The organism is Enterococcus sp. C74 (assembly GCF_040887125.1).
Lineage (GTDB): Bacteria > Bacillota > Bacilli > Lactobacillales > Enterococcaceae > Enterococcus_B > Enterococcus_B hirae.
Window position 1 is genome coordinate 127846 of the sequence record NZ_JBFOFA010000003.1, and the last position, 11913, is coordinate 139758.

At 36.8% G+C, this 11913-nt stretch carries 12 protein-coding genes; all 12 read left to right on the forward strand.

All coding sequences use genetic code 11. The annotated features are described in order from the left end of the window. Window positions 1-328 precede the first annotated feature (328 nt). The 12 genes from cls (at window position 329) to hprK (ending at window position 11907) form a co-directional block, all read left to right on the forward strand. Window positions 329-1777 carry a cardiolipin synthase gene (gene cls / locus AB3H93_RS05125; protein WP_010718567.1) on the forward strand — a complete coding sequence of 483 codons (1449 nt, stop codon included), beginning with the start codon at window positions 329-331 and terminating at the stop codon, window positions 1775-1777. A gap of 349 nt (window positions 1778-2126) precedes the next feature. Further along, window positions 2127-2981, forward strand: a complete 855-nt coding sequence (locus AB3H93_RS05130) for a phosphate ABC transporter substrate-binding protein PstS (RefSeq protein WP_063627395.1) — start codon at window positions 2127-2129, stop codon at window positions 2979-2981. A gap of 117 nt (window positions 2982-3098) precedes the next feature. Then, a complete protein-coding gene (gene pstC, locus AB3H93_RS05135; RefSeq protein WP_010718565.1) occupies window positions 3099-4019 on the forward strand; it encodes a phosphate ABC transporter permease subunit PstC in 921 nt (306 codons plus the stop codon). After that, window positions 4019-4903, forward strand: a complete 885-nt coding sequence (gene pstA / locus AB3H93_RS05140; protein ID WP_010718564.1) for a phosphate ABC transporter permease PstA — start codon at window positions 4019-4021, stop codon at window positions 4901-4903. Before pstC ends, pstA begins: the two co-directional genes overlap by 1 nt. Window positions 4904-4917: 14 nt before the next feature. Further along, the gene (pstB, locus tag AB3H93_RS05145) at window positions 4918-5724 is read left to right on the forward strand and encodes a phosphate ABC transporter ATP-binding protein PstB (protein ID WP_010718563.1); all 807 of its coding nucleotides are present in this window, start codon (window positions 4918-4920) and stop codon (window positions 5722-5724) included. A gap of 15 nt (window positions 5725-5739) precedes the next feature. Beyond that, window positions 5740-6498 carry a phosphate ABC transporter ATP-binding protein PstB gene (gene pstB, locus AB3H93_RS05150; RefSeq protein WP_010718562.1) on the forward strand — a complete coding sequence of 253 codons (759 nt, stop codon included), beginning with the start codon at window positions 5740-5742 and terminating at the stop codon, window positions 6496-6498. Window positions 6499-6510: 12 nt separating this feature from the next. Further along, window positions 6511-7188 carry a phosphate signaling complex protein PhoU gene (gene phoU, locus AB3H93_RS05155; protein WP_010718561.1) on the forward strand — a complete coding sequence of 226 codons (678 nt, stop codon included), beginning with the start codon at window positions 6511-6513 and terminating at the stop codon, window positions 7186-7188. Window positions 7189-7444: 256 nt separating this feature from the next. Then, window positions 7445-8089, forward strand: a complete 645-nt coding sequence (locus AB3H93_RS05160) for a hypothetical protein (protein WP_034699165.1) — start codon at window positions 7445-7447, stop codon at window positions 8087-8089. A gap of 241 nt (window positions 8090-8330) precedes the next feature. Beyond that, window positions 8331-9902, forward strand: a complete 1572-nt coding sequence (gene liaX / locus AB3H93_RS05165) for a daptomycin-sensing surface protein LiaX (protein ID WP_010737970.1) — start codon at window positions 8331-8333, stop codon at window positions 9900-9902. Window positions 9903-10118: 216 nt separating this feature from the next. Further along, the gene (locus AB3H93_RS05170) at window positions 10119-10427 is read left to right on the forward strand and encodes a PspC domain-containing protein (protein ID WP_010718558.1); all 309 of its coding nucleotides are present in this window, start codon (window positions 10119-10121) and stop codon (window positions 10425-10427) included. Further along, window positions 10427-10777 (forward strand): phage holin family protein, encoded by a 351-nt coding sequence (locus AB3H93_RS05175; RefSeq protein ID WP_010737969.1) that lies wholly within the window; start codon window positions 10427-10429, stop codon window positions 10775-10777. Before AB3H93_RS05170 ends, AB3H93_RS05175 begins: the two co-directional genes overlap by 1 nt. Window positions 10778-10968: 191 nt before the next feature. After that, window positions 10969-11907: an HPr(Ser) kinase/phosphatase gene (gene hprK / locus AB3H93_RS05180; RefSeq protein WP_010718556.1), complete on the forward strand. Its 939-nt coding sequence runs from the start codon at window positions 10969-10971 to the stop codon at window positions 11905-11907. The last annotated feature ends 6 nt before the right edge of the window (window positions 11908-11913 follow it).

An 11913-nucleotide genomic window follows, 5' to 3' on the forward strand; every position in this document is an offset into this window, starting at 1 on the left:
ATATGAAAGGATGGAACGAGTTGTTTCAAGAAGATCCAACAACTTTAAAGTTTAAATGGATGATTCAATGAATCAGCAGACAGAAATTCATTTTTCTGTCTGCTTTTTTAGTTATGATAAGAGTGACCATTTTGTAAAACGCTATGATTTTTTTTACCTCATAATATAAAATAAAAAAATAATATCAAGTAATGATCAATAGGAGGTCATATTGGTTCAGCAGTAGGTATTTTAATTCAGTGAGATCATTATCTGTCTGATACTTTCACTTTACTTTAAAAAACATCTCGGCTATTCTTAAGTAGGTGTAAAAGTGAAGAGGTGAGCCATGAGAGTAGTTGTTGATAATTTTTTTACGATCATCTTAATTGCGAATATCTTATTATCAATTGTCATTGTTTTTCGTGAACGAAAAGAAACCGCTCAGACATGGGCATGGTTGTTAGTATTAATGTTTATTCCGATTGTCGGTTTTCTTTTATATATCTTTTTTGGCAGAGGTATTTCACAAGACAAGATCTTTGATTTGAAGATCCAAGGGAAAATCGGGAAGAACTTGGAAATTGAAGAAGACAAACAAGCCTTGATGCGAGGACTTTATCCGCATCCACCAACAGGACAAGTTGATGTCAAGCAATTAATCTATATGCTGACAGTGTTTGAAAGTACATTGTACACAACTGGAAATGAAGTGACTTTATTTACGGATGGACGAGAAAAATTTGATGCATTGATTGAAGACATTAAGCAGGCAAAAGATCATATCCATCTACAATATTATATTTATCGGGGCGATGCTCTGGGTAAGGAAGTGCGTGACGCGCTGACTGAAGCAGCTCAAAGAGGGGTTAAAGTCCGTGTATTATTAGATGCTTGGGGGTCTACCCAAGTAAATGCAAAATTTTTCCACGAATTACAGGTAGCTGGTGGTGAAGTCGCTTTTTTCTTTCCACTATTTGTCCCTTATATCAATCCACGAATCAATTATCGAAACCATCGGAAAATAGTTGTCATTGATGGGAAAATTGGTTATACTGGTGGATTTAATGTAGGAAACGAATATTTAGGAGAAGTTTCAAAGTTTGGTTATTGGCGAGACAATCATTTGCGAATCTATGGGGAAGCAGTTTATACGCTACAAAATCGTTTTTTGATGGATTGGAACTCGCAGCACGTGAAAGAAGTCAGCTATGCACCAAAATTTTTCCCAAAAATTGATTCTGTAGGCACTTTAGCACTTCAAATCGTCACAAGTGGCCCAGATTCTGAGCATGAACAAATCAAATTGACTTATTTAAAAATGATTTCATTAGCAAAAAAAGAAATATTGATTCAAACGCCTTACTATATCCCAGATGAATCCATTCATGAAGCATTGAAATTAGCCTTGCTTTCTGGTGTCAAAGTTCAGATTCAGATTCCCAATAAACCTGATCATCCGTTAGTCTATTGGGCAACTTATTCTTTTGCAGCAGAACTAATCGAATATGGTGCAGTGATCGAAACCTATGAAAATGGGTTTATCCATGCTAAGACCATGATCATTGACAGTGGAATAGTTTCAATTGGTTCAGCAAATATTGATGTCCGTTCATTCAAATTAGACTTTGAAGTGAATGCGTTGATCTATGATGAAGGAATGGCGACTCACGTAAGAAAAGCTTTCTTTGCTGATTCAAGAAAGTCACAATTGTTAACCAAAGAACGCTATGAAAATCGAGGATTTATCATCAAATTAAAAGAAGGTTTGGCACGATTGATCTCGCCATTATTATAATTGCTACTTCCAGCTAATCAAAAAGGACATGAGGGAGGCGTCTAAGACGTCAGCTCATGTCCTTTTTCTGTCGGGGCCATTTCTGTAAACTGTCAGAAATGGAGAAAGCGTCTCACAGGAACAAAACTAACTTTGGGGTACTTCTTGTTTTTGGGGAAAGCAAGAAATAAGTTAGATAATGTTTGATAAAGAGACACATTTCAAAGCCAGTATAGCATAGAATAACCTAATGAGATAGTGTTTTTTTATTAATAATCATTATTTTTGTTATTTTATAATTTTAATTCGTTTTCAAGTATTTTGTTAAATGTTAAAATGAACTTACTTTAGGACTGAAGGAGATTTCTAAATGAAAAAATTAAAATTACTTTTACCAATAATAGGATTAACTATTCTTTTATCAGGTTGTTCAAAATGGATCGATCGAGGAGAATCCATTACAGCTGTCGGTTCTTCCGCATTGCAACCATTAGTTGAAACAGTCGCTGAATCTTTTCAGGCTGCAAACCCTGGGAAATTCATCAATGTCCAAGGAGGAGGAAGTGGAACTGGATTATCTCAAGTCCAATCTGGAGCAGTAGATATCGGGAATTCTGATTTATTTGCGGAGGAAAAATCTGGAATCGATGCAGCTGCTTTAGTTGATCATCGGGTGGCTGTAGTTGGGATCACACCGATCGTTAACAAGGAAGTGGGCGTTAAAGACATCTCAATGGAAAACTTACGGAAGTTATTTACGGGTGAAATCACCAACTGGAAAGAACTTGGCGGGAAAGACCAACCAGTGGTTATTTTAAATCGTGCATCAGGAAGTGGGACACGTAGTACTTTTGAAAAATGGGTCCTTGATGGAGAAACGGCGATTCGTGCGCAAGAACAAGATTCAAGCGGAATGGTGCGACAAATCGTTGCAGATACTCCAGGAGCAATTAGTTATGTCGCTTTCTCATATGTAACCAACGATGTGGCTACTTTGAGTATTGATGGTGTAGAGCCAACCGATGACAACGTTACGACCAATAAATGGATCATTTGGGCTTATGAACATATGTATACAAAAAATCAACCAAAACAGTTAACGAAAGAGTTTTTAAACTACATGCTATCAGAAGAAGTTCAAAATAATATCGTAGGTGAATTAGGTTATATTCCGGTTTCACGTATGCAAGTTGAACGTGATTGGGAAGGAAATATTGTAAAATAATCATCTTTACACAATCTTTACAAACTTCGCATAAATTTTACATGTTATTAAACTCAAATTGATGTTCGCTTTGTACACTGTATAAGTATGTTAAACCTTACTGGGGGGGAATCATCTGTGGAAGATGTGAAAAAAGTATTATTAACAAAATCAAAACGTTCAAAAATGGAGCAGCGTGGTAAATTCATCAGCTTCTTATGTATCGCCTTGATCGTTCTAGTAGTAGTAGCCATTTTTTATTTTGTTGCAAGTAAAGGATTAGCGACCTTTTTCGTTGATAAGATCAACGTATTTGATTTCTTGTTTGGAACGAATTGGAATCCTGGACAAATTGGTGCAGATGGTAAACCGATGGTCGGGGCATTACCAATGATCGCTGGTTCGTTTATCGTTACTTTTTTATCTGCGATCATCGCGACACCTTTTGCCATCGGTGCAGCGGTCTTCATGACAGAGATATCTCCAAAAAATGGCACAAAAATCTTGCAACCAGTCATTGAACTATTAGTTGGTATTCCATCTGTTGTTTATGGTTTTATTGGATTATCAGTCATCGTACCATTTATCCGAAACATTTTTGGCGGAACTGGTTTTGGTATTTTAGCTGGGACATTTGTTTTGTTTGTCATGATCTTACCAACTGTGACGACTATGACAGTCGATGCCTTAAAAGCCGTGCCGCGTCATTATCGTGAAGCGTCATTAGCTTTAGGAGCTACACGTTGGCAAACGATCTATAAAGTCGTTTTACGAGCTGCTGTACCGGGAATCTTGACAGCCGTTGTATTTGGTATGGCACGTGCATTTGGTGAAGCATTAGCGATCCAAATGGTCATCGGGAATGCTGCCTTGATGCCAACAGGATTAACAACTCCTGCTTCAACATTGACATCGATTTTAACAATGGGGATCGGAAATACGATCATGGGAACAATTGAAAACAACGTGTTATGGTCATTAGCTTTGATCTTGCTATTGATGTCATTAATCTTTAATATCGTGATCCGAATGATTGGTAAGAAAGGGGCATTGAAATAATGAACGCAAAACGCTCTGATAAAATCGCAACAGGAGTCCTTTATGCAATATCGGGAATTATTGTATTGATCTTAGCTGCGTTACTTTTATATATTTTAGTTCGAGGAATTCCTCATATCTCTTGGTCATTTTTAACTGAACCATCAAAAGCCTATCAAGTAGGCGGCGGAATCGGTATCCAATTATTTAACTCGATTTATTTATTATTGATCACGATGATCATCAGTTTTCCGCTTTCTTTAGGAGCCGGTATTTACCTTTCGGAATATGCTGGTAAAAACTGGTTGACTGATGTAATCCGTACTTCAATTGAAATATTAAGCTCATTACCATCTGTAGTCGTTGGTTTGTTTGGCTTTTTAGTTTTTGTTATCCAATTCCAGTATGGCTTCTCCATTATCTCTGGGGCACTAGCTTTAACAGTTTTTAACTTACCCCTATTGACGAGAACGGTAGAAGAATCTTTACAAGCGGTGCATTACACACAGCGTGAGGCAGGGCTTGCATTAGGTTTGTCACGTTGGGAAACAGTGATTCGTGTAGTTGTACCCGAGGCAACTCCAGGGATTTTAACAGGAGTCATTTTAAGCTCAGGGAGAATTTTTGGGGAAGCAGCAGCTTTGATCTATACAGCTGGGCAAAGCGCGCCTGCACTTGATTTCTCAAACTGGAATCCATTGAGTGTCTCTAGTCCAATCAGTATTTTCCGTCAAGCTGAAACACTAGCTGTTCATATTTGGAAAATCAATACGGAAGGAACGATGCCAGATGGCGTATCAGTATCTGCTGGAGCATCTGCGGTCTTAATTATCGCAGTATTACTATTCAATTTTGGTGCTCGTGCGATTGGTAAACGTTTATACCGGAAAATGACTTCAGCTTAAGGAGAAGAAGTAAGATGAAAGAATATAATTGGAATGAAAGAAATATCATCACAATGGGTCAAGAAAAAGAAATTGCCCTTTATACAGATGATCTTCATGTTTGGTACGGTGACAACGAAGCGATCAAAGGTGTTGATCTGGAATTTGAAAAGAATAAGATCACAGCTTTAATCGGTCCTTCTGGCTGTGGTAAGTCAACTTATTTACGTTCGTTGAATCGGATGAATGATGGGATCGCAAATACTAAGGTGACTGGTAAAATCATGTACAAAGATGTCGATATCAATGCACCACAAATTGATGTCTATGAGATGCGTAAGCGAATCGGAATGGTTTTCCAACGACCAAATCCATTTAGTAAATCAATCTATGAAAATATCACGTTTGCATTGAAGCAACATGGCGAAAAGAACAAGAAGAAATTAGATGAGATCGTTGAGACCAGCTTGAAACAAGCCGCATTATGGGATCAAGTAAAAGATAGCCTGGATAAAAGTGCTTTAGCCTTGTCAGGTGGTCAACAACAACGTTTATGTATTGCACGTGCGATTGCGATGAAACCGGATATCTTGTTATTAGATGAACCAGCCAGCGCACTTGATCCGATTTCTACTGGGACAGTAGAAGAAACATTGGTGAATCTAAAAGATGATTACACGATCATCATTGTGACCCATAACATGCAACAAGCAGCTCGTATCAGTGACTACACTGCCTTTTTCTACTTAGGAAAAGCGATCGAATACGATAAAACGAATAAGATATTTACTAGACCAAAAATTAAAGCGACCGAAGATTATGTATCGGGTCATTTTGGGTAAGACGGAGGATTCGTTATGACAAAAGAAATTATCTCATCAAAAGATCTTCACTTATATTATGGAAAAAAAGAAGCGTTAAAAGGAATCGATCTAAGCTTCAATCAAGGCGAAATCACAGCGATGATTGGTCCTTCTGGCTGTGGTAAATCAACTTATCTACGCTCATTGAATCGAATGAATGATTTGATACCGAGTGTGACGATCACTGGAAGTGTCCTATATAAAGGAAAAGATATCTATGGCCCTAAAACGGACATTGTTGAATTGCGTAAAGAAATCGGAATGGTCTTCCAACAACCAAATCCTTTTCCCTTTTCGATTTACGAAAATGTAATCTATGGGTTAAAACTAAAAGGCGAAAAAGATAAAAAAGTCCTTGATCAAGTAGTCGAAGAAAGTTTAAAGGCTGCATCTGTGTGGGATGATGTCAAAGACAAACTGCATAAAAGTGCCTTATCCTTATCAGGTGGTCAACAACAACGGGTATGCATTGCAAGAGTGTTAGCCGTCAATCCAGAAATTATTTTGTTAGATGAGCCAACTAGTGCGCTTGATCCTGTTTCTACTGGGAAAATTGAAAGCATGCTCTTGGAATTAAAGGAAAGATATACTATGATTATAGTTACGCATAATATGTCACAAGCTTCACGGATTTCTGATAAAACAGCCTTTTTCTTAGATGGGAATTTAATTGAGTTCAATGATACGAAAAAAATCTTTATGACTCCAGAAAAACAAGAAACGGAAGACTATATCTCAGGGCGATTTGGATAAGGAGGAAACGAAATGTTACGTACACAGTTTGAAGAAGAACTACTTAACCTTCATAATCAATTTTATGAGATGGGGATGATGGTAAGTAGTGCAGTGCATAAATCAGTTCGTTCTTATATCAAACATGATAAAGCACTTGCTCAAGAAGTGATCGAAAATGATATTAAAATCAACGACATGGAAACACGTTTAGAGAAAAAAAGTTTTGAAATGATTGCTTTGCAACAACCAGTGACTACAGACTTACGGATGATTATTACCGTGATGAAAGCTAGTTCTGATTTGGAACGAATGGCAGATCATGCGGTTTCAGTTGCCAAATCAACGATCCGTGTGAAAGGTCAAACCAGAATCCCAGAGATCGAAAAAGAAATCTCTGATATGTCTGATTATGTCAAAAAAATGGTGGACAATGTGTTGGTTGCTTACGTCAAAACGGATGAAAAAGATGCTCGAACGATCGCAAATATGGATCAACGGGTCAATGATTATTTCAATCGCATCTACAATGCAACGATCAAAAATATGCAGTCTGATCCAGAAACAGTCATCAGTGGGACAGATTATCTAAATGTTGCCAGCTACTTAGAACGGATTGGCGATTATGTAACGAATATTTGTGAATGGATCGTGTATCTAGCTACAGGAAAAATCACCGAATTAAACTCAAATCATAACGAAATTTTCTAACTCTTGAAGATTGGAAAGTAACGATCAACGTGTGAGTTATGAGTAATAAGCCGAAAAATTCCAAAATAGGAAATATCCTAGGAATTCTTCGGTTTTTTTGTAACTTGAAGACTTAGAGTGAATATTGCTGACTTCTCTGAGAGAAAAAGGTCAAGACTAATTGTCATTTGTATAATCGAAATTCAGCGACTAGTCTTTGTTTTTTCAACTCGTTCAATTATAATAAGAGCATAGAGATGAAAAGGAGTGAAAGAAGATGAAATTTGTTGAGCAAGATTTTGCTTATTATGAGCGGACAATCAAAAGAATGTATCAAAGTTATTATTGGAAGCGAATTCTAATCTTAGCATTCGTACTCGTGATTGTTCTGGCTTATACAGGCATCTTTCAGGAACATTTGCTTTATAATGTTTTACTGATGATAATCATTGCTGGGGGAGGTATTTATCTTTATCTGCAAAAACAAAAATTTCCAGAGGTCTATCAAAAATATCTAGAGATAAATCAACCAGAAGCAAAAATCGTTAAGATCCAAGAAGCAGAGTATAGCTATAATGATCTTGAAGACAAGAGTGTCAGGATTAACAAAACTGGTATGCGTAATTTGCCGTCAAGGAATAAACAATATACATTGATGGTTGGATTCTCCAAGTCCTTTTTTCCGCGTGAACCACTTCAAATTGTTTATTATGATATGCTTGAACTAACCTATGAAGAAAAGTTTCGTTTGAAGCGAAACGGCTATCATTCAATGCCACGTTTTTTGCGTCGGTTTACATTTAGTAATTTAAAAGAAAGCATTGGTAATATGGGACGTTTTATTGTCGGAAATATATTTTTACTAGTTATCCTGTTTCGTGTTATACGCTATTTATGGTCATTTATCCAATTGCTTTTTTAATATCCATAATATTCATACATAATTCATAAAAAATTAGAAAACAATATTTCTTGCCATAAAAAGGGAAAGAAATATTGTTTTTAAAGCATTATTGGCTGGTTCAATGGGAAGTAAATCGTTCAGTAACTCAAGTTGGAGAAAAAGTTACAACTTAAGTCCTATGACTTTTTCTTCCATTCCGTGCATAATATGAATGTAAGGAAAAGCTTGCAAACTATATTTGCTTAAGGAGGCAATTTCCATGAAAGAAAGAGAACGTATTTTAGACTTAGTTAAAAAAGGGATCCTTTCCACTGAAGAGGGCTTAGATTTATTAGAAAGCATGGCAACTGAGAAAGATGAAAAGCAAATCGCAAAAGAAGCAGATAAAGTAACTGCTAGTCATAAAGAAAAAGATCAAGCAACTCAATTGATCGATGAATTGGAAAATGGCACATCAGAAGAAATCCATTTTAATGCCGATCCAAAACAAAATGAAAAAGAAGATCAAGAAAATTTGGAACGTATCTTAGATGAGTTAGCAACACAAGCCAATCAAACGTCGGCTCATTTAGACGAAGTGAATGAAAAGTTAGCACAAAATAAAGCGGCACGCAATGACAAACAGGAGACATTGATGCAGCTGAATACCAAAGAAGAATTGGATGAACTAACAGAAGATGAGCTTCTCCAAAGAAAGACTCTTGAATCTGAGATCAAGGAATTAGAAGCTGCGAGTGAACAATTAACAGAAGAACAATTGAAACTAGAAGCAGAATTAAAAGATATTCGCAAAAACCAATGGACAGAAAAGAAAGAAACAATTGCTGATAAATTTGAGTTACCAGATGACTGGAAAGAACAAGCCAACGATACATTGAACCAAGTTGGAGAAAAAATGTCTGAAGCTGGTTCTCAGCTAGGCAAGTTTTTGCGGAAGACATTCCAAACGGTATCGGAAACAGTCAATGAAAACATGGAATGGAAAGATGTCAATCTCCGTGTACCAGGTATCGCAACGACAAAATTTGAACACGAATTTTATTATGAAGCACCTGCAGCAAGTATTCTTGATATCAAAGCTGCAAACGGAAATGTCACATTGAAAACTTGGGAAAGTGAAGACGTGAAAGTTGAAGCTAAAATCAAATTATACGGTAAAATGAATGCAGAACCATTCGAGGCATTCTTAGAACGTAGTCAAATTGAAGTCAATGATGAGCATGTCTCATTCCAAATCCCAAATAAACGTGTACGTGCGGATCTAGTCTTTTATTTACCAAAACGAGTATATGACCATACAGCAATCAAATTGTTAAATGGGAATATTACGATTAACGACTTAGAAGGTAAAGATGTGTACACCAAATCGACAAATGGAAATATCGTCATTCAAAAATTACAAGCAACCATGCTTGAAATTGAAGGCGTTAATGGGAATATCGATGTTCAATCAGGTGCAATCTTAGATTCGATCATCGAAACAGTGAATGGTACGGTCACTGTAGGAACAACCCCTGAAAATCTTTCCGTTTCTCTCGTTAATGGGGATGTACGGTTGACAATGAAAGAAGAACATTTGAAAAAAATTGAAGCAAGTTCAGTCAATGGCAATGTCAAAGTAGCTTTACCAACAGGAATTGGCATGGAAGGTAATGCGAAAACAAGTTTAGGCAGCATCAACAGCCGCCTGACTGATTATGAAGTAATCCGTGAAAAAAAAGAACGGACCAATCAATTACTACAGTTCCGTCGTCTCTCTGAAAATGAAGTAGCTAGAATCCAATTATCGACTACGACTGGTAGTATTTATTTAAAAGATACGGATCAATAAAGTAATCAACCGGTGAGTTAGCTTATTCTAACAATCGAAAGCAGGATTGATAAGTGGGATGTACGTTCACTATTAAACGATGATACTTGGTCATTCGTTCCTTTAACGAGGAAAAGCAAAAATCTTTGGAGAAAAAGTGTAGTGAGAATGAACAGTTTATCTATTGTCACACTCTTTTTCTTCCATTAAAATGAATAGAACAGAGGTGAAAGTAAAATGAAAAGAAAATTGACAAAATCAAATAAAAATATTGTTTTGACTGGTACATTAGCTGGGATTGCAGAATATCTTGGAATTGATCCAACGGTAGTTCGTGTGATCTATGTATTCCTAAGCTTAGTGGCATTTGGAAGTCCAGTTATCTTATATATTTTATTGGCTTTGCTCATCCCTTCTGGACGAAACAAACAGACTCGTTATGGGCATGAAAACCAATATTATCAAAATAATAATTATCATCATGAACAAACAAAAAAACGTAAAGAGGCGGAAAAGGTCAATGATGACGAATGGAGTGACTTCTAATGTCTTATCTTCAGCGCCTCATCGTGAATACGTTGACGTTCATCTCTCTGGCAGTGATTTTTCCGACGATGATTTATGTAGATAGTATTTGGACAGCTATTTTAGCAAGTTTCGTATTGTCCATCTTGAATATGTTCATCAAACCTATTCTAACAATTTTATCACTACCATTCACTTTAGTGACACTGGGCTTGTTCACATTTGTCATCAATGCGGCAATCTTGAAGATGACTTCCTTTTTTGTTGGAGCATCTAATTTTAATTTTGCTTCCTTTGGTTCAGCTTTTTTGATTGCTGTGATCATGTCAGTGGTGAATATGATTGTCAGTGAACACAATAGTAGAAGGTAAACGTGAACAATCGATAATGACTAAAAGGGTACATCCATGGGAAATGTCTTAAATTCCTTGGTTGTACCTTTTTGCTTTGTTTTATAAAAAAAGTGAATTTAAAATAAAAACGTTTTTTTTATTTGGTAGTACTTTTTGTCAGACAATGATAAAATGGGAAGGAACACTCTAATAGAAATGAGGTAGCACGAATGGCAGAAGTTGTAAAAGTAAGCCAATTAGTAGAAAAATTATCATTAGAAATAGTGACTGGTGATGAAAAGAGTTTGGAGCGTGTTATCGTAACTGGTGACATCTCAAGACCTGGTTTAGAATTGACCGGTTATTTTAATTATTATTCACATGATCGTTTACAATTATTTGGGAGCAAAGAGATTAGCTTTGCTGAACGGATGATGCCGGAAGAAAGACTGATGATCATGAGAAGATTGTGCAGTGAGGATATGCCAGCATTCATTATTTCTCGGGGGCTTCCAGCTTCTGAAGAAATGATTCAAGCAGCCAACGAATACGGTATGGCTGTCTTACGTTCACCAATCTCCACATCCCGTTTGCTTGGAGAATTATCTAGTTATTTAGATGGTCGTTTAGCTCCTAGAACGAGCGTTCATGGTGTGCTAGTCGATGTTTATGGGTTAGGTGTACTCATTCAAGGGGATAGCGGAATTGGTAAGAGTGAAACCGCATTAGAATTAATCAAACGTGGTCATCGCCTGATTGCTGATGACCGAGTAGATGTTTATCAACAAGATGAACTGACAGTCATTGGTGAACCACCAAAAATCTTAGAACACTTGATAGAAATCAGAGGGATCGGAATCATTGATGTCATGAACTTGTTTGGAGCAAGTGCTGTCCGTGGTTCAATGCAAGTGCAGTTAGCCGTTTATTTAGAAGCCTGGGCGAAGGACAAAAAATATGATCGACTAGGTTCTGAAGATACTTCTGTGGAAATTGCAGAAGTGGGGATTCCACAAATAAAAATACCTGTCAAAACTGGACGAAACGTGGCCATCATCATCGAAGTTGCAGCAATGAATTTCCGAGCAAAAACGATGGGATTTGATGCAACAAAAACGTTTGAAGAAAGATTAAGTCGTCTGATCGAAGAAAATTCAGGGGCACAATAGCAAGGA

Bases quoted from the DNA above. Each gene is read 5' to 3' on its own strand.
- cls (WP_010718567.1), top strand. From the start codon at position 329: ATGAGAGTAGTTGTTGATAATTTTTTTACGATCATCTTAATTGCGAAT.
- AB3H93_RS05130 (WP_063627395.1), top strand. From the start codon at position 2,127: ATGAAAAAATTAAAATTACTTTTACCAATAATAGGATTAACTATTCTT.
- pstA (WP_010718564.1), top strand. From the start codon at position 4,019: ATGAACGCAAAACGCTCTGATAAAATCGCAACAGGAGTCCTTTATGCA.
- pstB (WP_010718563.1), top strand. From the start codon at position 4,918: ATGAAAGAATATAATTGGAATGAAAGAAATATCATCACAATGGGTCAA.
- pstB (WP_010718562.1), top strand. From the start codon at position 5,740: ATGACAAAAGAAATTATCTCATCAAAAGATCTTCACTTATATTATGGA.
- phoU (WP_010718561.1), top strand. From the start codon at position 6,511: ATGTTACGTACACAGTTTGAAGAAGAACTACTTAACCTTCATAATCAA.
- AB3H93_RS05160 (WP_034699165.1), top strand. From the start codon at position 7,445: ATGAAATTTGTTGAGCAAGATTTTGCTTATTATGAGCGGACAATCAAA.
- liaX (WP_010737970.1), top strand. From the start codon at position 8,331: ATGAAAGAAAGAGAACGTATTTTAGACTTAGTTAAAAAAGGGATCCTT.
- AB3H93_RS05170 (WP_010718558.1), top strand. From the start codon at position 10,119: ATGAAAAGAAAATTGACAAAATCAAATAAAAATATTGTTTTGACTGGT.
- AB3H93_RS05175 (WP_010737969.1), top strand. From the start codon at position 10,427: ATGTCTTATCTTCAGCGCCTCATCGTGAATACGTTGACGTTCATCTCT.
- hprK (WP_010718556.1), top strand. From the start codon at position 10,969: ATGGCAGAAGTTGTAAAAGTAAGCCAATTAGTAGAAAAATTATCATTA.